The following is an 18570-nucleotide window of genomic DNA, read 5'->3' as shown; positions in this document are numbered from 1 at the left end:
TTATGAAATTGCTTATTTTAATTTTTCTAATGCTGATTAGTCATTATTGTACTAAGGCTCAAAGGGTAGTTTTTGACCGCGGACATTTTAATATCGTAAATGAAAACGGCGCGGTAAGGCTGGCAGCTGAAAATACCTATGGCAGTTATTTAAATACGATCAACAACCGCCTTTCGGATATTAACCTCAACTTGGGCGCTGTGGTAATGGTTCAGTCTTTAATCCTGTCTTCTTTAAGAGAAGTTGATCAGGGCCTTAAAAGCGCAATCGCGGTTAGACAGATCAGCTCGCTAGTTGCCGAGATTTCATCGGAAAGTACTGGGATGATCGATATAGCCAAATCAGATCCACATCTGCTGCTTTTTGCAGAAGATGTTTCCAGACAGGTAAAGGATCGAGGCATAAGCCTTTTTTCAGAGGTTTCTGCTTTTGTGCTTAAAGAGGGGGAGAACGTTTTGATGGATTTTGAAAAGCGGGATGCGCTGCTTAAGAAAATTGCGCTGGAATTACGGGTAATCCGCGCGCTGGTATTCAGCATGAAAAAATCCATGTACTGGGCAAAAATGAACGGGGTCTTTCGTTCCCTTAATCCTTATCAGGGCTTTATCAATCAGGATCTGCGCCTGGGCAATGATATTTTATTCAAATCAAAACTTTTAAAACCATGAAAAAATCTTTTTTGCTTCTTTTTCTCTGTTTGCTTTCAGGCGTCGTGGGCGCTCAGAAGAAGATTACCGACAAACACATTACCTACCAGCAGGAACGCATGGTCTTCAAGCAATGGGATGCGGATAAATTTACGCCCAAGCCAGGTTTTCTGGGGCTTAATCCGCAGTATTGGATTACCTGGGCACTTCACCCTAATTATCCTAAAACGGATCTAAGGCCACTGGGCCCGCTCGGGCCACAAACGCAGCGACTGATGCTGGCAGCTGCCATGCAGAACACCGATAATCTCTATAAACTGCACGCCGATACCCTTCGCAATACCGCTTTGAGCGAGGCTTCCAATTATTCTTCGGCTCTGGCATTTGCGGACCCTCTGTGGCTGATGTATTATCGCAATGAGTTTGATGGGCTGCTAAACCAGGCGGATGCTGACATGCTTTCCGGACTTTCGCCCAATGAAAAACAGTATATGATCTCTTCGGGTTTGCTGGAATGGTACACCGAAGAAAGCCGTGGACTTCTTGAAAGGCTCGAAATCGCGAGGTCAACGACCGTAGACCGGGGATCAAGGATAATCGCCTACCACAGGATGTTATCTGAATTCAGGAAGCTCTCGGCAAGTTGGGAAACTAAGAAATCCAGGGCAAAAACCTATCTCGCTATCCGCTCATCTGCCCAGAAGTTACGGGCCGGTGAAGTTCCAAGACCAGCATCACCAAAGAGCGATACCCAGATTGCCAATGATATTCTTAAAAAATCTAAACTGTAACCCATGTATATTTTAAATATGATGACCGGCATTGCCGGTTTTTTTGTGCAGTCTGTTCCTGATTCGTTTAAGGACACTTTTAATTTTCTTCAGGGTAACGGCGTGTACGAAGAGGGGATGATGCACTTTTTGCATGAGATGAAAAGTACGATCTGGACCCATTATGATGCCTTTATTGCAGATGCACAGGCACTGGCGGCAATTTTTATGCTCATCTTTTTTGCCATCAAGAGCTATGAAATGATTTCTGGTGATAAACAGCTTGAAATTATGCCGCTCCTTCGTCCGTTCGGTCTGACCATGGTGATTTTATGGTGGAGCATCTTTACCCGGGTCCTTGCCTATCCGACAGATGTGGTTGAGCAAAAGACATCGGCGATGTTTGATGGAAGCCAGGCAGAGATCAATGATCTCAGGCTCCAGCGGGCGAAGCTCATGGTAGAGGTTTCCGATCAGCTCTATAAAATTCAGGCCGAGACGCAGACAGCAAAGACAGAAGCGGATACCTGGTATGAAAATGCCTGGGAATCTGTAAAGTCTTCAGTAAAGGAAGGCTTTTCTGAGGTCTGGAACCCGATAGTGGAAATGAGAAACCGGCTGGAGGTAGGGCTGCAGTTACTAGCTACCTCTCTTTTGGAAACGCTTGCGATTTGGATACTCAGGATCTGCACCTACATTATTTTTATCATTCAGATCATCTTTTCCACCATACTGATTATCCTAGGCCCCTTTTCAGTAGCCGTCTCTATTCTGCCAGCTTTCAGGGATTCCTTTTCAACCTGGGTTGCCAGGTTCATATCGGTAAACCTTTATTCAGGTATTGCATATCTGGTCATGTATGTAGCTTCCCTCTTCCAGCATTATGCGCTCGAAGCGGAAATTACCCGGTATAAGGAACTCGTTGGGACAGGCGGGGCAAGCCTTGAAAAACTAGGCTGGTTTGCAAGTAACGGGGTTCTTTCTTTTGGGATGGTGATCGTAACCTTCATCATCGGGGCGCTTACCATGCTTACCGTGCCGAGCATTTCAACATGGATAGTGTCTACCTCAGGCGTATCTTCGGCGGCAAGTTCCATGGGAAGAGGCGCATCAAGCATGACCAGGGTTGCAGGACAGATGATGGGAGGATAGGGTGATGATGATAAAAAGTATCGAATCCAAGATCCGTCTTGCTACCTTCCTCTCCCTTGGAAGTTTTGTGCTCTGTTTTCTGGTCGTGGCTACTGTTTCGTTTTTCGCCTATAGATATGTCAGGGATTCCAGAAAGAGTATTTATATCCTTGATCCATCGGGAACGCCGATCCTGGCAAAACAGACCGATGTGCAGTTAAACAGGGCTGCAGAATACCGCGCACATATCGCAAAATTTCATTCCCTTTTCTTTTCCCTTGTACCGGATGATAAGTTTATCGAATACCAGATGAAGCAGGCCATGTACTTAGTGGATGAAAGCGGTGCTCTTCAGTACAATAACCTGAAGGAAAAAGGCTTTTTCTCTTCCATTCTTTCTTCATCTGCTGTACTCACGCTCCGTACCGATTCTATTTTTCTGGATGCAAAACGAATGTATTTCCGCTACTATGGAACCCAAAAGATAGACAGAAGAAGCTCCAGCGTAACCCGCTCGCTGGTCACTGAAGGAAGCCTTACAGATCTTCAAACCAGATCGGACAATAATCCCCATGCGGTGCTGATTACCAGATGGAAGACATTAGAGAACAGGGATATTTCAACAACAGAAAAAAATGCATTCCAATGAAAAAGATAACCGTGTTTTCAGCACTCCAAAATGAGTTCTCTGGTCTAATCGGGCGGATCTCGGCCTCCTTATCCCGATTCTTCAAAAAATACCCCAGGGCTGTTTTTTCTCTGATGGTCATACTAATGGGCATTTCTACTCTTTTATGCTTTACGCTCCTGAGAACGGAATCTAAGAAAGCCCCGCAAGAGAAAAAAGCACTGTTAAAGGTGGAAAGCGGTCTCAATGAAATAGGAACAACCGTTAGCAGGCTTCGAAGGACTCTGGAAATCCGGGAAGCGCTGAAAGTTTTATTGACCAAGGACACCCTTAGCACTCAGGATAGTTTGCTTATGGCCGGTATGATCACTGAACTTGAGCGGGCCAGCCACCAAAAAAAATAATTAAAATATGAATAAAATAGATGTCAAAAAGCCGCGGTATGTGCTTCCCGTGATCTGTCTGCCTTTTCTTTTGCTTTTCTTTTATGTTTATAAAAGCAGTTTTGGGAAAGAGGTGGGAATATTGGTTGGAAAGGATTCGCTGCAGACCAATGTGGCAAATGTTTCCCAACAGGTGAGGAGCCAGGAGCTTTCGGGAAAGCTGGATGCCTTTAGAAATAAATTCAAACAGGCGGATGGATACACCGCTGTAGGGAGTATTGGCGAGGAAAACCAGGAGCGGGCGCAGGTAAACTCATCCTACAATGAAAGGGAGAAACGGATGCTTGACTCCATTGATCTGGTCATGAAGAAAAAGTATGGTCTGGCAGTTCAACAGGGAAATGTTGTCAGCAGTTATCCTTCAGCCGGAAAGGACTATGTAAGGTCCCGAAACCCTAGCAGATCCGAGCAGGATCTTGCCCTCGCCTCAGCGCTGTCCAAGATCAAACAGCAGGAAAGCGGTGAAAAAAGGGAGAACAGAAATTCTCCTAATTCATCCGACCCCATGCAGCTCTTTCGGGCACAGATGGCCCTTGTGGACAGCATGGGAAAAGCGAACGATCCGGCGGTAGTAGAAAGGCGGGAGCAAGAGCGTTCCCTGAAAGCGGCAGAAGCCGAGGCCAAGAGCAAAAAAAGTATGCCGGTCAAAAGGGCGTCCGGTAATTCGACCAGATTTAATACTATAGTATCAGGAGACGTTCAACGTCCGATTTCTGCGATCATTGATCAGGATGTCACCGGTTTTTCGGGATCACGCCTACGCGTCAGATTAACTGATGATATCCTGGCCGGGAAGTTCCTGATCCGTAAAGGAACCTATTTGTATGCAACTATATCAGGCTTTTCTGCCCAAAGGGTATCACTGGTAATTTCTTCAGTATTTTATGGCGGGGAAATCCTGCCGGTAAATCTTCACATCTATGATAACGACGGGATGGCCGGGATCTATGTTCCATCATCCGCTTTCCGCGAATTTACCAGGGATATGAGCAGTTCAGGTACTGGTGGGATTACCATTCAGCAGATGGCAGAAAACAACAACCAGCTGGTGATGGGCGTGCTTTCCAAAATGTTCCAGTCTACCACAACAGCGGTAAATAAGCTGATCAGGTCTAATAAGGTCAAGGTAAAATACAATACCCAGGTCTATCTCATCGATCCTGAAGAGCTAAAAAGAAAACAGCAATCCTATTAAATTTTATGAAAAAAATATTGTTCCTTGCTCAAATGTTTTTGAGCGCACTTTCGCTCTATGCGCAAGTGCCAAATTCGGTTACCCTTACCGAAATTCCCCTGATCGCTATGTCCGGATCAGTTTCGCTCCACTTCATCTCGCCCGAGAAAATTTCCTACGTGGACCTTTCCAGCAGCTCGCTCATAGGCGATCTCCCGGAAAAGAACGTTCTGCGGATAAAGGCGGTCCCGGACTCTATTGCCGCTCTTTCCTCCAGCGGTGATGGTGGCCTTGTAACCATTGTTGGAGAAACCTTTATTGCGCAATACAGGATCTGCTTATTATCGCCTTCACGTTCGCAGCAGATTTCTTCTATGGTAGATATCATCCCATCGCAGATGCGGCCACTGGATATTTCCGGGATTGGATTATCACAGAACGAAATGAAGAGCAATGCACTTTCTCTGTTAAAGCGGCGGGGGGGAAGTCCGGTAAGGAAGGCTTCTGGTTTTGGGATATCGATGGTGGTAAACCAGGTTTTTACCCTTAGCGATTGTATTCTTTTGGACCTGAGTTTCAGCAACTCCACCAATCTTATATTTGAGGTAGATGAGCTCCGTTTTAAGATAGAGGACAGAAAGATAAATAAATCAACCAATGTCCAGTCTGTAGAAATAAAGCCTGTTTTTCAGCTCTATCCCTTTGAAAGGTTTACAAAATCCTATCGGAACATCTATGTAATCAAAAAGGCCACATTCCCAGGTGACAAGGTATTCAATATTGAACTTTCCGAAAAGCAGATTTCAGGAAGAAACCTTCGTCTTTCACTCCGATATTTTGATATTTTAAGGGCTGATAGCTTTTAGGGTATCGTCTCCTACTGTTAGTTATGACTCATTAATAACTTCTTATTTATAAATACTATTAAATATTTATTCTGTATTTATAATATTAGCACTATATTTGTACTGTATAATAACAACAGCATGAGTAAGTGAATCAATCGCATGATCACCTCTTTTTTCATCTGTATGTTAGGTAAGAAAGATAATTATGGCAACTCCAATAAAACCGACTCCAATTCTATACGGTTCTTCTTCACAGAAGTTCAATAGGGAACTTACGTCTGGACAGGATGTCAAGGCATCTGCTTCCGAACGTGAGCGTATTTCCAGTATTGTATCTAAGGTGTTAGATAAGGCTACCGAAAAATAAAATTTGGAACTTTCTGATTTAAACTTTTCTCCATTAGTCGAAGAATCTCTTATTCATACCTTTGACTGTGGGCTTGAGGATATCACCTCTTTCCTTCATGATGACGCCTTAGCTTATCAAGCCGAAAAAATGGCTAATACCTACCTTTTTCAAGATGACGACCGTAATGTGATGGCTTTTTTTAGCGTTTCAAATGATTGTCTGAATGATCTGGGAGAAGAAAAAGGATTTACCAATAATATCTGGAATAGACTTCACCGTTTTCTCGGACTTTCAAATCCCAAAAGGATACGGCAGTATCCTGCAATCAAAATCGGTAGGTTAGGGGTTCATCAGGATCTTCAGGGAACAGGGATCGCCTATCAACTCATGGATTTTATAAAAGGATGGACCATCTTAGATCACAAACCTGCCTGCAGACTTTTAATCCTTGATGCGGTTAATCAGCCCAAACAGCTTAAGTATTATGACAGGAATGGATTTCAGTTCTTATTGAAAAACGATGAGGATAAAAAGACTAGAATCATGTATTATGACCTTCAAAAACTCTCTGTTTAAGTAAGGGCCAAAAAATATCATCAACTTTATTAGACCTTTCTTAAGGAAAATTAACTTTTATTACCTATCAAGACCTCTGACCACCCTTTCCGGTGGTTTTTTTATGATCAAATTTTTTATTTATGGAAGAAAGCAAGGAGCAACAGAGCCTGCACCGCTTCTTACAGTTTGCCATTTATCTGGTCCTTTTGCTAGACGTTCTTATGTTTGTTTATGCACCTAAGCTGCTTACGGAAGCCGGTGCGGAGAAAATTGGACTGAGCAGGTTTCTGCTCGGAATGTCGCGTATTATTATTTATCAGCACCCGCTCTACAGCCGGTTTTTCTCCCTATTGCTGATTTCGCTGGTGTCGATCGGAACCCTGAGCAAAAAAGACAAAGATCTCGATAGCAGAAAAGCAATCTTTTATCCGCTCTTTTCGGGACTGGCCTTACTGGCCATGAGCATCTTCTTTTTTGGAGAAGAGGGGAATGCAGTTTTTTACCTGACCAGCTGGCCAGATGTCGGCTATATCTCTCTTTTGCTAATCGGGACGATTCTGGTGCACATCGCAATGGACAATGTTTCCAAAATTATCAGCTCTTCTTTAGGCAAGGATAAGTGGAATACCGAGGAAGAATCCTTTATGCAGGCAAAAAAGCCGGTTAAAGGACCATTTGCAGTTAGTATTCCCTCACTGTTTTATTATCGCAAGAGGGTGCATCAGGGTTTTATTAACATTGAAAACATCTTTCGCGGCACACTTTTGATCGGAACGCCCGGCTCTGGAAAAAGTTTTGGGGTCGTTATGCCCTTCATCAGGCAGCTGACCGCTAAGGAATTTTGTATCTGCTGTTACGATTTTAAGTTTCCCGACCTTGGGCACATTGCTTATTACCATTATCTGCTTAACAAAAAGAATGGAAAGCTCTCAGGGTTTGACTTTCATGTCATTAACTTAACCCAGGTAGAACGCAGCAGGAGAATAAATGTATTAAGGCCGGATTATATCCTAACACTGGCAGATGCAGGCGAAACGGCGGAAGCACTGGTAGAAGCGCTTAAGAAAGGTGATAAATCAGGCGGCAGCGATCAGTTTTTTACCCAGAGTGCGGTAAACTTTCTTTCTTCCTGTATCTATTTCTTTTCCCAGTACGAGGGAGGGAAGTATTCCACCTTTCCCCATGTACTCTCATTTTTAAACTGCAGCTATGAGCAGATCTTTTCGGTACTGTTTTCCAATCCCGAGCTTAAAAGCCTGCTTTCGCCATTTGCCACTGCATGGCAGGCAAAGGCATTCAATCAATTGGAAGGTCAGATTGGAACGCTAAAAGTTTTCATCTCCAGGCTAGCTACAAAGGAAACTTTTTGGGTTTTTTCAGGAGATGATTTCAACTTAAAGATTTCTTCGCACACTGAACCCTCTATGTTAATCCTCGCCAATGATCCCAATACGCAGAATATCAATTCTGCCTGCTATTCTGTAGTGCTCAACAGGCTGACCAGGCTGATCAACTCAAAAGGTAACCGGCCATCAGCATTGATCATTGATGAGCTGCCTACTCTATTTGTGCACCGCATCGAAAATCTCATCGCTACCGCCAGATCCAATAAGGTTGCGGTACTCATGGGCCTTCAGGAGCTTCCCCAGTTCCAGCAGCAGTATGGAAAGGATACAGCAAGCACGATTACCTCAGTAGTTGGGAATGTGCTTTCCGGATCGGTAAGAAATAAAGAAACGCTGGAATGGCTGGAGCGTCTTTTTGGAAAGGTTAAGCAGCAGTCCGAGAGCCTATCTATCGATAGAACCAAGACCTCGCTTTCACTTTCGGAAAAACTCGAATCACTCATACCCGCCGGTAAAATAGCATCGTTAAAAGCCGGAGAGCTTGTCGGCATGCTGGCAGCGGATGCGGTAGAAGAATACACCGGAAAGTATGAGACCTCGGCAATCAACTGCAGGGTAAATCTGGATATGGAAGCAATAGTTAAAGAGGAAAGCGCTTATCCGGATATGCCAATATACTACGATTTCGCAGGGAAGAAAGAAGAGGTACTACATAGAAACTTCATGCGCATCAATAATGAAGTACAGATGTTGGTTACAAAATTCAGAACCGAGACCACCGGCTCAAAAAGTAGCGAGACTCCCAAAGCGTCAATGACGGGCGGTATGAAGCGATAAATATTTTTTTCATTCTTAAAATCAATTCTTATGGAAGAACTAACCGGAAAGCTTGTGGTGGTACATCCACAGCTGACAACAGATCCCGTTTCCAGGCAAGGCCAAATAGGCGTGATTGCAACAGTAGATCTAAAAAAGGATACCATTAGTGTCGGCTTTGGTGGCGGTCCGCTGGGCAGGTATTCATCGGATGCCCTGCTAGTGCTCAAAGATAAAAATGAGCTTTATCAGGATGCCCTGACCGGAGTAAAGGATATGGATGCTAAGACATTTCACGACCTGCTCGATCTCAATATGAAACAGGAACGTTCTGGTTACGGCAATGTCTCTGCCGCAATGAAAATTGCCTTAGATAGTCCTGAGGTCTTGAAAAGAAGCATGATCTCCCTCGAGGATTATATTTCCCGAAATCAGATTATGGATATCAGTGAAAATGTTTCTTTTGAGCGTTAGGCTTCTGGCTAGTGCACTTTTCGTTTCTGTCTTCTCTTCTTTATCCGCTTACGCCCAGATCTCCATGCCACTAAATTCAATGAAGGTAAATAGTGTATTTGGTAAAAGGATCCATCCGGTAACACATGAAAATGACTTCCATCGTGGCATTGATCTTCGCGCGAGGAATGAGCCTGTATTTTCTTTTTTTGCCGGAAAGGTATCTGGTGTAGGCTTCAATCCAATTCTTGGAAAGTTTATCAGGATTGATCATTCCGGACTTGAAAGTATATATGGCCACCTTTCGGTAATTCTGGTTCAAAATGGCGAGAAGGTGCGTTCCGGGGAGCTGATAGCGGTTACTGGATCTACCGGTAGGGTAACTGGTGAACACCTGCACTTTAGTCTTCGCAGCAGTGGAGTCTACATCGATCCGGTAAATTTTATTCTCCGCTATTACCAAGTGGTCAAAATTAATCAAATAAATTTTATGGAAAATTCAGCCTATTTAACCCTCAGGCAAAAGCTGGAACTGCTCGCGATGGTGGAAGAGGTGGAGCTGAACCTGGATGAGGCATGGCTCTACGGAATTGGCTTTGCCGATATGGAGGAAGAGCAAGATGGATAAAAAAGAAGTTCATAAACCCCTGCATGTCCAGGTGGCCGAAAAGGTAATCGATGCACTTCGCCAAGGAACCGCTCCATGGCAGATTCCCTGGGACTCATCTGGCATGCCTTTGTTACTACCTTATAATTTTCAGAGTGGCAATAGATATAAGGGGATCAATGCATTATCGCTTTTGATGGCAGGCAGGGAAGATCCAAGGTGGATGACCTACAGACAAGCAGAGGAAAGCGGCATGCAGGTCAGAAAGGGAGAAAAATCAATGCTCATACAGTTTGTAAAGACCAAAGATGAACAGCTAAAGCGAGACAGCTCGGGGAAGGTCATCTACGATGAACTGGGGAAACCCCTTAAGGAAACCAGGGAGCTTCCCCATGCCATTATCCGCAATGCTTACGTGTTTAATGCCGCCCAGATCGAGGGCATGCCTAAGCTGGAAAAAGAAAAACCCGGCAACCAGTGGGAGCCTATCGAACGGGCAGAAAAACTGATCACCTCCTCGGGGGCGGTTGTCCATCATCAGTATTCGGCCAATGCTTTTTATGATCTAAAAAAAGATTCGATCACGCTACCCTATAAGGACTGGTTTTCTGAAAGCGGAAAATATTATGCGACACTGCTTCACGAGCTGGGCCACTGGACCGGGCATCCCGAGCGCTTAAACAGGGAGATGGGCGGCGGATTCGGTGATCCATTGTATGCAAGGGAAGAGCTCAAAGCAGAAATCGCTTCGATGCTCCTAGGTCAGGAACTTGGCATCGGTCATGATCCCGGGCAGCATTACGCCTATGTGGAAAGTTGGATATCGATCTTAAAGAACAATCCCTTTGAGATCTTTTTGGCGGCAATGGATGCCGAGCGCATACTTGGCTATATCATGGATATAGAAAGAAAACAGGAGATCACCAATGAAAAGGTTTCCTTAAATGCAATGCAGCCCGCTCCGGTAAAAACTCCCGGATATCTCACTACTGGAGATAAAATCCCCTATAACGGTTCTGTCTATGAAGTGATGGGGCACTTAAAACAAGGCAAGCTTAAAATGCAGGAAAGCCTCAATGGCAATGCATTTACCTTAAGCCGGGAAGACAAACTTTATGCGGCCCTTTTATACCTCAAAACTCAGGTTGGTGCTGAGTTTCAAAACGAGAAACAGGCTAACCAAATTACGCAGGAAGGAAACCAATCACAACTTGATTTAAACAGATAAAAGGATTTTATGAAAAATTTAATTATTGAAGAAGCGCTGCCGATCGCAGATCTATCCAGGCTGGGTCTATACGACGGAGCCAGGCACTTACTGGATGAAACGGATCTTTCCGCACTTCTTTCTGGTAGAAGGACATCCTTGATTAATCTTCAGAACCTGGTCAGCGAGTCTTTCACAATCGATAGTCTTGATGCAAAACTATCCTTAAATACCGATCCAGATAGTCTTCAGCAAATCAGATTGCACCCTATCTACAAAGAGCCAAAACGCTCTGTTGATTTATCGGATATCGAAACTAATGAGCTGATTTCTGGAGAAGTAAAGAATATTGCAAAAAGAATTGGTTTTTCGGATGGCGGCAGCAAAACCATTGTGTTTGAGTATGATAGTGAGACCAGGGAGTTTATTTCCTATGATCCGGCAGCGGTAGAGATTCCCTTTCAGATCAATGGAGAACAATTGGATACTAACAAAAGAGCAGATTTCGCCCTTGGAAAAATTGTCCAGCTCGCCGATGGGACTATGGTTCAGCACAGGGCCAGTGAACCCCAAGGGATTTTAGCCAGTCGTACAGCTTTAATCCTTACTGTTATGAAAGATGGAGCCGCAACAAGGTTTTTGATCAAGAACATTTCTCCGATCATGGATGTAAGTATTCACCAAACTCCTTTTTCTCCTGCTTTTGAGACCGCGTTTCTGGAAATGAAGAAAAGTGACGGTTCGCTTTCTGATGAAAAGTTGCAGCAGATGGAACTTATAAACTTCAAAAGTGAATATACAAGGGGCTATGGCCATGGTGTATCCAGATAAGAATGGATGTTGATTGGATTGAGCATGGTGGTTTTTCTTATTTAATTCCATCTGGACTCCCTCCGGTTAGTATCCTAAATGTCTATGCCTTTTATGACAAAAGGGAGGTATTGAAAGTTTTAGGCGAAGGCACAGCAGTTAATGTTCAACATGCCGCCTTGGTCACTGTAGGTTTTCTTCCGCTCCCAGAAAACATACGCGCTATCCGTTCAATGTTTCAGAATGCGAGGTTTAGAACAGCATTCGGTAACGATATGTCAGCGATAGTGCTCGCCTGCAAGATTTCCCTATGGCTCAAAGGTCTCGATGCAACTTTTCTAACCTTTAATGATAAAGTGATCTTCACTTTCAAGTCATGTGAATTTTCCTGTGCGGAATCACGCTTTTCACTCAATAGATTTTGCAAGCTCACCGGATTTAGGACCAATGTCAGGCCTTTGCGAATGCGGTAAAATTCAATACCATGATTCCAGAAATTTTCAGACAGGACGCAAATATCGATATCCTGGTATTCGGATTTGATGTAAATGTAAACTATGTGTATAACTGGCCCAGCAAAAGAACTGATGAGAAAGAGCCAACCGTCGTGCACCTGGAATTCCGCTCAGATTCCCAGATCATTTCTGGTACCGGATACCGGTCACATTTTCTATTTTCTGCTTTTTTAACCAAGTGCGGATATGGATCGATCCAGGAACTGGCAGTCGCCCTTGGCGAACACCTCGCCAGAGAAAATGGCTATGAGCCTCCCCAGCCTGAGCAGCAGCTCAGCCTATTTTAATTAAAAACTTATTATTATGAATGAACAAAATTTAGATTACCTAAAAAAGAGCCTGGATTACCTGGGCTTTGGATCAAAGCTTAACGACGTTCTTGAGTCAGCGGTTTCAAGAGGTCTCCCGGCTTTTACCTTGGGGGTAACGCAAAGTTACACATCTGCCCAGGCTAAAAAGAATCCGGCCCTTGGATCGGACCAGGTCAAATTCATGCTGAACTTCAACCGCTCCAAGCAGAGCGATATGTATTTTCTCAACGATTATGAGGTAACCCTGAACAAGGCGGGGAGCGCTCTCCCGGTCAGACAGGTTTTTGATCTGGAAAAGGACAACCGCATCACAGCTTTGCAGGCCTATAAACTGCTCAACGGGAATTCCCTGGAACGTGATGTTTACACTAAAACAGAAAACAGTGAAAGCCCGGAAAAGAAAAAAGTATGGTTCAAGCTTAATCTTGACGTGCAGGATGCCTATGGCAATCATCCTCTGAAAAAGTTTTACCCTGAATTCAAGTTTGAACTCTCTGATGCCATCGACAAATATCCTTTCAAAAGCATGACCGAACAGGGAAAGGATAGCATGATGAAAATGCTGAGAAGTGGTCATATGGCTCCGGCTGAAATGATGGTAGGCAAGAAAGCTGTTTCAGTGCTGGTAACTGCCAACCCCCAGTTTAAGGGACTGGATGTGTACGATAAGAATATGGCCATAATCCGTCAGGACGAAATCTTTCCCAAAAAGGAGGAGGGAAAAGAACTAACTGAGACTGCCGGGCAAAAGACTTCTCAAAAAAACGAGATTGATCCCAGCAACACTGAAGAGCGCTTCCCATGGGAAAACCAGCGGGATGACAATATCGCTCAGCAGGAAATAGGACGATAAACGCTTTTCACGGCAAAGAAAAAATGAGAAAGCTTTTAGCTAAGATAGACCACATCCGGGCGACCGGATGGGTTACCCTTGATCTTAAGGAAAATCACCCGCTTTATAAATTAAATGGTAAGCGCTTCCAAGTAGAAAGTATGGCCACGCCGGATATCAAATGCAGGGTATCGGTTATGATAGCGGGTGAAAAAGTTGATTTCAATATTGACGACTTGTATTAGAATTTATGACCAAACTAAAATTAAGAACCCCCATAAGCTATTATGGGGGTAAACAAAAACTGGCCAAACGTATTGTCTCGGTAATTCCGCCACATGTCCTTTATTGTGAGCCTTTTATTGGTGGTGCAGCGGTGTTTTTTGCTAAAGAGCCGTCACAGGTTGAGGTAATCAATGACACCAATAAAGAACTGATTAATTTTTATAGAGTGGCAAAAGAGGATTTCACTTCTCTTGAAAAGGAGATCAGGATTTCCCTCCATTCCAGGGATCTGCATAGAAAGGCCTCAGTCATCTATAACAATCCGGACATGTTCTCTGAGATCAAGAGGGCATGGGCAGTTTGGCTTACCTCTTCACAGAGCTTTTCCTCGCAGTTTGACAGCAGTTGGGGATATGATAAATCAAGCAATACAACTACCAAAAAAATTAATTCCAAGAAAGAAGGGTTTGTTGAGGAAATGGCGATCAGGCTACAAAACTGCCAGATTGAATGCGCGGATGCGCTTTATATCATCGCGAGCCGAGATACACCGGGTAGTTTTTTTTACTGTGATCCGCCATACTATAATTCTGATTGCGGCCACTATGACGGCTATTCTGAAGGGGATTTTGAAGCGCTTCTTTTTTTATTGGCCCGAATAAAGGGCAAGTTCTTACTCTCTTCCTACCCATCTCCGCTCCTTGAAAAATATGCCAAAGAACATCGCTGGCATCAATGGTCGGTAAAGCAACAGGTCTCCGTTAATGCAAAAGGGGGTAAGCAGAAAAGTAAGATTGAGGTACTCACGGCCAATTACCCAATTGATCTTAAGGTGGAGCTGGGACTTTAAACTCGGCCGCTAAATCATAATATATGGATAATGTAAGGGTGTCAAATCCAAAAGCTATGGACCTCTTTCATGGTTCTCTAGGGATTATTGGCGACAGAATCAATATACAATCCGGTAAAGGTGTCGGCTGGAACGGGCTCACCCTTGGAGACGCATTTTATACCTCTCTAAGTGAAGATGCTGCTTGCCTCTTTAGCCATCTTGTGCTTCAGAAATCAAGGTTGATGGGCGAGGAGGCTTTTGATAATCTTGGTTTTGCCAAAATCTACAAAATATCCTTAAATGAGGATTTCAGCATCTTGGATGCTGATCAAGCTCTGGACGCATCCCGCGTCCGGAGTATCTTGCTGCGTGCCGGAGTTTCGGAAGTTTATCTCAATTACCGCCACGATGACCAGCTGACTGAATTTTACAAGGCAGCAGATTTATTGTGTTATGGAATGGATTGGGAAGGGAACAGAAATGAATATTTATGTAAGGCTTTAGGTTACGATGCCTTGATGGTAAATGAACGCGCATGGATGAACTGGGACTATTATCCAAGCGATATCGGGATTGACTGGGGTAAATTAAATGATCCTAGGATATGGCCTCCAAAAACGGTAGCTATTTACAATCAGAATATGGTTTCGGGATTTGAACTATATAGGGATGGTCAGGTTTATGGAAATGAACCTGAGTGCCCGAATTACTCAAGATAAAAATTTATTGGATGAATATATTTGTTTTTTAGAATGGGTTTATGAAGCTTTACTAGACTAACCTAGAAATCACAAAAGCTAAATATTGTATTCTGTACCAGAATAGAGGGGCAAGTGATTTTAAATGTGTTTTATTTTAAAATCATTTTCTCTACACCCTAATCTGGCTTTTTGCCTGATAAAAGCATTGAAATAATGGTATTAACTTTATTATCTATTGCAATTCTTCAACTCTAAACTTTGACTCGAAGTTACCAAAATGTATTTGTGAACAGTTCTAAGAAACCATTTTGTCTTATTGGTGTATTCTATTCAAGTCGTTTTTGATAATTGACGGCACGTAAATTGCTTGATAATCATTAGTATAGCTTTAATTTTTAATTTAAATTTCACAGGTTTATTGAATTAATGCATATATTTGTATAAATGAAATCGGTAGATAACATAGCAACCATATTTCCAAAAGATCTTTTCTGGGATGTTAATCCCTCTAAGTTAGATAGACAGGAAGATAAGGATTTAATTATCCCAAGGGCGCTCTATGCAACTACAGAAAGTACTTTTCCAGAAGATATTAGTCGTTTAGAGCGTTTATACGATCGTGCTGAAATTGTTGAAGAGCTTAAAGCTACAAAAGAACGTATCAGTAATAAAGTGTGTGCGATGGTCGCTCAGAGATATCACATCAAGCAGTTTTCAAGATACTAATGGCTGCTGTTTCCGCAGAACTGTTAGAAACAATCATTGAACTTCAGAATCTTTCAAGTCTCCAGAAAGCAGTATTAGGAGGGGGAACCAATCTCGCGATTAGGTATGACCATCGGGAATCGATAGATATTGATCTTTTCTTTTCAGGGATAATTGGGAAATCAGGGTATCAAAAAATAGATGAGGAAGTGAAATCACACTTTGGTGAAAATGCTTCGCGCTTTGATTACCCCTGTGACGAGGGTGACCAATATATGTTTATGCGCTTCTGGATCAAAAAAGGTACACTCAGCATTAAGGTAGAGATACTCCAGAATGCCAGCCTTTTGGATGAACCTGATATTGTAGAAGGGGCAAGGCTCGCAACCGTTAGGGACATTGGCCTTCTTAAACTGATGACAGCGTCGAACCGTGCGAACTTTAAGGATATCTATGATTTGGATTATTTGACTGCAGATATTTCCTTGACTTCTTTAATGGCAGACTTGAAGCATAAACAGGAAACTTTTAATGGAGATGAGCACCGGACAATATTTGATCTTGATAATGAAATAAGTCCTGTAGATGATCCTTTGCGCCTGCTTTTATTTGAGGCAAAAGCCGCGGCGGCTAGAAATCGGCCTAATCATAGTGATTACAGGATTTTACCCCAGCCAGGTAAAAAGAACTGGAGGATGGCACAGTCAAGTTATAGAAGAAAGGTGCGGAAACTTTGTAGTGATATCGGTGTTGACTTTCCCGATATAAGCCCCGTTTGATAGCTCTCTTTAAATCAAGGCTAATTTTTTAAATGATAATTGGTCATTGGATGGCAATATAATTTTTTGATAAAATGATTTATTCTGTAAAATAGATTTATAGTTTATATTGCAGTACATAAATTATCACTAAATTAATATTCTACATTGGCAATCTCACTTTCAGAATTTGTAAAATTCTATCCTTTGCGCGCAAGCTCCATGGCTTGGCTATTTGGCGCGGGCAGCTCCGTGTCCGCTGGTGTCCCTTCGGCATATGACTTAACTTGGGACTTTAAAAGACGGATCTATTGTGCAGAACAGGCATATCCACTACATCTTTTTAGCAATCTGACAGATAATGGTATCCGTGAGCAGATCCAGAGCTATTTTGATAAACAGACTGGCTGTCCCAAAAGAGATAGTTCAGAAGAATATTCTTATTATTTCGAACGTGCATTCCTGAGTCCTAGGGATAGGAGTGACTATATTGCCAGGCAAACATCTGGCATGCAGCTCACTTATGGCCATAAGGTAATGGGTATACTAATGAAGCATGCCAAATTAAATCTAATTTTCACAACAAACTTTGACAAGGCATTTGAAAACATTGCCAGTGCCCAGTTTGAAAAACTGGAAAACTGGTATGCCGCAGACCTGGATAGCGGAGACAATGGATTAAAGTTCTTTCAGTCCGGCAAGCGGCCACTGATTGTAAAGCTCCATGGGGACTATTTTTCCGACAAAATAAAAAATACCAGTATGGAACTCCAGGGCCAGGATAGGCGGCTCCGCGATATACTTTCAATGTCACTGGACACAAACGGCCTTTGTGTTATGGGCTATAGTGGAAGAGACAAGTCAATTATGGACGTATTGAGAGAATCTGCTGTTAAATCCAGTGCGCTATCAAATGGTCTTTTCTGGTTCAACAGGGCAGGAGGAAGTCCTGCTCAGGAAGTAATAGATCTTATAGAACTCGCAAAATCGAATGGAAAACAGGCCGAGATAGTGGAGATAGAAACATTTGATACAGCTTGGGCAGATCTTATAAAAGGATTTGATGATATTCCTATCTCAGATATGGAAAAGCTGAACGAACACTACCATCGATCTACTAATCAGCCCATCCCCGATGCTGGAATCAAATATCCCTTGATTCGCTTAAACGCTATCCCAATCATAAATTATCCCGCTACGGCAAGACTTTATAAATGCGAGGCAGGGAATACAAAGGAGGTTAAAAAACTTATTGCCGAGAGCAAGACCCAAATCATTGGAATCAGGAAGCAATCCGGTATTGTGGGGTTTGGACCTGATATTAGTTTCGAAAAGGCGTTTGAGTCTTATGGTGAATTTGATACAGATCTTTTTCAGGTAGGCGAAAAACATTTAATGTATGACGATTCTGCAACGAAAAGCCTCTTAACAACTGCACTGCAAATGGCACTGATTGATGGAAAACCACTTAGATTGACAAAAAAGAGGGATCGGTATTTCATCTTTCCCGATCTGAAAAAGATCAGTGACCCTGCTTTCGTGGTTCTAAAGAATTCAATGTTAAGCATATCCGGAACAATTCCCCGGTCAAAATTAACTTGGGTTGCAGCGCTTGAAATTAGCATACAATATGTTCTTTCCAAACCTCTGCTGGTACTTAACCCTACTATAATCGCCTCTAAGACATCAGAGCGGACAGAGAGTAAACTCGTAGCGCCATTCGTTAAAGAAATAACCGCAAGATGGTACAATCAGAAATATGACGGAATTTTAAATAGCTGGCTGAAAATTTTATTTGGAGACGAAAAAGAAGTTACTATCTCTGCGTTCACAAGGCCCATCGAAGGCGTAAACGCATCATTCACCATTTCAAAAACTACCGCATTCACTAAAACGCTCTAAAG

At 43.0% G+C, this 18570-nt stretch carries 21 protein-coding genes; all 21 read left to right on the top strand.

What is annotated here, in order from left to right; all coding sequences use genetic code 11:
* The first annotated feature begins 2 nt into the window (after window positions 1–2).
* The 21 genes from ACIQXP_RS07750 to ACIQXP_RS07650 all read left to right on the top strand — a co-directional run bounded on the left by ACIQXP_RS07750 (window position 3) and on the right by ACIQXP_RS07650 (window position 18568).
* Window positions 3–668, top strand: a complete 666-nt coding sequence (locus tag ACIQXP_RS07750; RefSeq protein ID WP_387504878.1) for a hypothetical protein — start codon at window positions 3–5, stop codon at window positions 666–668.
* Window positions 665–1438, top strand: coding sequence for a hypothetical protein (locus ACIQXP_RS07745; protein ID WP_387504879.1), 774 nt, complete (start codon window positions 665–667; stop codon window positions 1436–1438). Before ACIQXP_RS07750 ends, ACIQXP_RS07745 begins: the two co-directional genes overlap by 4 nt.
* Window positions 1439–1441: 3 nt before the next feature.
* Window positions 1442–2569: a TraJ family protein gene (locus tag ACIQXP_RS07740; protein WP_387504880.1), complete on the top strand. Its 1128-nt coding sequence runs from the start codon at window positions 1442–1444 to the stop codon at window positions 2567–2569.
* A 4-nt stretch (window positions 2570–2573) separates the two neighbouring features.
* Window positions 2574–3197: a conjugative transposon protein TraK gene (traK, locus tag ACIQXP_RS07735; RefSeq protein ID WP_387504881.1), complete on the top strand. Its 624-nt coding sequence runs from the start codon at window positions 2574–2576 to the stop codon at window positions 3195–3197.
* A complete protein-coding gene (locus ACIQXP_RS07730) occupies window positions 3194–3580 on the top strand; it encodes a hypothetical protein (protein WP_387504882.1) in 387 nt (128 codons plus the stop codon). Before traK ends, ACIQXP_RS07730 begins: the two co-directional genes overlap by 4 nt.
* Before the next feature lie 7 nt (window positions 3581–3587).
* Window positions 3588–4814 carry a conjugative transposon protein TraM gene (gene traM / locus ACIQXP_RS07725; RefSeq protein WP_387504883.1) on the top strand — a complete coding sequence of 409 codons (1227 nt, stop codon included), beginning with the start codon at window positions 3588–3590 and terminating at the stop codon, window positions 4812–4814.
* Window positions 4815–4819: 5 nt separating this feature from the next.
* Entirely contained in the window at window positions 4820–5659 is an 840-nt protein-coding gene (locus tag ACIQXP_RS07720; protein WP_387504884.1) for a DUF4138 domain-containing protein, read from the top strand.
* A gap of 352 nt (window positions 5660–6011) precedes the next feature.
* Window positions 6012–6566: a GNAT family N-acetyltransferase gene (locus tag ACIQXP_RS07715; protein WP_387504886.1), complete on the top strand. Its 555-nt coding sequence runs from the start codon at window positions 6012–6014 to the stop codon at window positions 6564–6566.
* Between the two features lie 122 nt (window positions 6567–6688).
* Window positions 6689–8731 carry a type IV secretion system DNA-binding domain-containing protein gene (locus ACIQXP_RS07710; protein WP_387504887.1) on the top strand — a complete coding sequence of 681 codons (2043 nt, stop codon included), beginning with the start codon at window positions 6689–6691 and terminating at the stop codon, window positions 8729–8731.
* A gap of 30 nt (window positions 8732–8761) precedes the next feature.
* Entirely contained in the window at window positions 8762–9184 is a 423-nt protein-coding gene (locus ACIQXP_RS07705) for a hypothetical protein (protein ID WP_387504888.1), read from the top strand.
* Window positions 9174–9791, top strand: a complete 618-nt coding sequence (locus tag ACIQXP_RS07700; protein WP_391527751.1) for a M23 family metallopeptidase — start codon at window positions 9174–9176, stop codon at window positions 9789–9791. Before ACIQXP_RS07705 ends, ACIQXP_RS07700 begins: the two co-directional genes overlap by 11 nt.
* The gene (locus ACIQXP_RS07695; RefSeq protein WP_387504890.1) at window positions 9784–10998 is read left to right on the top strand and encodes an ArdC family protein; all 1215 of its coding nucleotides are present in this window, start codon (window positions 9784–9786) and stop codon (window positions 10996–10998) included. Before ACIQXP_RS07700 ends, ACIQXP_RS07695 begins: the two co-directional genes overlap by 8 nt.
* A gap of 9 nt (window positions 10999–11007) precedes the next feature.
* Entirely contained in the window at window positions 11008–11808 is an 801-nt protein-coding gene (locus ACIQXP_RS07690) for a DUF4099 domain-containing protein (protein WP_387504891.1), read from the top strand.
* 463 nt (window positions 11809–12271) lie between these two features.
* Window positions 12272–12589, top strand: a complete 318-nt coding sequence (locus ACIQXP_RS07685) for a hypothetical protein (RefSeq protein WP_387504892.1) — start codon at window positions 12272–12274, stop codon at window positions 12587–12589.
* A 16-nt stretch (window positions 12590–12605) separates the two neighbouring features.
* Entirely contained in the window at window positions 12606–13466 is an 861-nt protein-coding gene (locus ACIQXP_RS07680; protein ID WP_387504893.1) for a hypothetical protein, read from the top strand.
* 23 nt (window positions 13467–13489) lie between these two features.
* The gene (locus tag ACIQXP_RS07675) at window positions 13490–13690 is read left to right on the top strand and encodes a hypothetical protein (protein ID WP_387504894.1); all 201 of its coding nucleotides are present in this window, start codon (window positions 13490–13492) and stop codon (window positions 13688–13690) included.
* A gap of 5 nt (window positions 13691–13695) precedes the next feature.
* Entirely contained in the window at window positions 13696–14520 is an 825-nt protein-coding gene (locus ACIQXP_RS07670) for a DNA adenine methylase (RefSeq protein WP_387504895.1), read from the top strand.
* Window positions 14521–14543: 23 nt separating this feature from the next.
* Entirely contained in the window at window positions 14544–15221 is a 678-nt protein-coding gene (locus tag ACIQXP_RS07665) for a hypothetical protein (RefSeq protein WP_387504896.1), read from the top strand.
* A 426-nt stretch (window positions 15222–15647) separates the two neighbouring features.
* Complete coding sequence (locus ACIQXP_RS07660; protein WP_387504897.1) at window positions 15648–15929, top strand: DUF6922 domain-containing protein; 282 nt, start codon at window positions 15648–15650, stop codon at window positions 15927–15929.
* Window positions 15929–16687, top strand: coding sequence for a nucleotidyl transferase AbiEii/AbiGii toxin family protein (locus tag ACIQXP_RS07655; RefSeq protein ID WP_387504898.1), 759 nt, complete (start codon window positions 15929–15931; stop codon window positions 16685–16687). The genes ACIQXP_RS07660 and ACIQXP_RS07655 overlap by 1 nt, the downstream gene beginning before the upstream one ends.
* 147 nt (window positions 16688–16834) lie before the next feature.
* The gene (locus ACIQXP_RS07650; protein ID WP_387504899.1) at window positions 16835–18568 is read left to right on the top strand and encodes an SIR2 family protein; all 1734 of its coding nucleotides are present in this window, start codon (window positions 16835–16837) and stop codon (window positions 18566–18568) included.
* Window positions 18569–18570: the final 2 nt, after the last annotated feature.

This window comes from Pedobacter suwonensis, from assembly GCF_044762335.1.
GTDB lineage: Bacteria > Bacteroidota > Bacteroidia > Sphingobacteriales > Sphingobacteriaceae > Pedobacter.
This window is presented reverse-complemented; position numbering and strand designations above follow the sequence as displayed.

Bases quoted from the DNA above. Each gene is read 5' to 3' on its own strand.
- ACIQXP_RS07745 (WP_387504879.1), top strand. From the start codon at position 665: ATGAAAAAATCTTTTTTGCTTCTTTTTCTCTGTTTGCTTTCAGGCGTC.
- traK (WP_387504881.1), top strand. From the start codon at position 2,574: ATGATGATAAAAAGTATCGAATCCAAGATCCGTCTTGCTACCTTCCTC.
- ACIQXP_RS07740 (WP_387504880.1), top strand. From the start codon at position 1,442: ATGTATATTTTAAATATGATGACCGGCATTGCCGGTTTTTTTGTGCAG.
- ACIQXP_RS07705 (WP_387504888.1), top strand. From the start codon at position 8,762: ATGGAAGAACTAACCGGAAAGCTTGTGGTGGTACATCCACAGCTGACA.
- ACIQXP_RS07695 (WP_387504890.1), top strand. From the start codon at position 9,784: ATGGATAAAAAAGAAGTTCATAAACCCCTGCATGTCCAGGTGGCCGAA.
- ACIQXP_RS07730 (WP_387504882.1), top strand. From the start codon at position 3,194: ATGAAAAAGATAACCGTGTTTTCAGCACTCCAAAATGAGTTCTCTGGT.
- traM (WP_387504883.1), top strand. From the start codon at position 3,588: ATGAATAAAATAGATGTCAAAAAGCCGCGGTATGTGCTTCCCGTGATC.
- ACIQXP_RS07675 (WP_387504894.1), top strand. From the start codon at position 13,490: ATGAGAAAGCTTTTAGCTAAGATAGACCACATCCGGGCGACCGGATGG.
- ACIQXP_RS07655 (WP_387504898.1), top strand. From the start codon at position 15,929: ATGGCTGCTGTTTCCGCAGAACTGTTAGAAACAATCATTGAACTTCAG.
- ACIQXP_RS07710 (WP_387504887.1), top strand. From the start codon at position 6,689: ATGGAAGAAAGCAAGGAGCAACAGAGCCTGCACCGCTTCTTACAGTTT.
- ACIQXP_RS07665 (WP_387504896.1), top strand. From the start codon at position 14,544: ATGGATAATGTAAGGGTGTCAAATCCAAAAGCTATGGACCTCTTTCAT.
- ACIQXP_RS07690 (WP_387504891.1), top strand. From the start codon at position 11,008: ATGAAAAATTTAATTATTGAAGAAGCGCTGCCGATCGCAGATCTATCC.
- ACIQXP_RS07720 (WP_387504884.1), top strand. From the start codon at position 4,820: ATGAAAAAAATATTGTTCCTTGCTCAAATGTTTTTGAGCGCACTTTCG.
- ACIQXP_RS07660 (WP_387504897.1), top strand. From the start codon at position 15,648: ATGAAATCGGTAGATAACATAGCAACCATATTTCCAAAAGATCTTTTC.
- ACIQXP_RS07685 (WP_387504892.1), top strand. From the start codon at position 12,272: ATGATTCCAGAAATTTTCAGACAGGACGCAAATATCGATATCCTGGTA.
- ACIQXP_RS07670 (WP_387504895.1), top strand. From the start codon at position 13,696: ATGACCAAACTAAAATTAAGAACCCCCATAAGCTATTATGGGGGTAAA.
- ACIQXP_RS07680 (WP_387504893.1), top strand. From the start codon at position 12,606: ATGAATGAACAAAATTTAGATTACCTAAAAAAGAGCCTGGATTACCTG.
- ACIQXP_RS07750 (WP_387504878.1), top strand. From the start codon at position 3: ATGAAATTGCTTATTTTAATTTTTCTAATGCTGATTAGTCATTATTGT.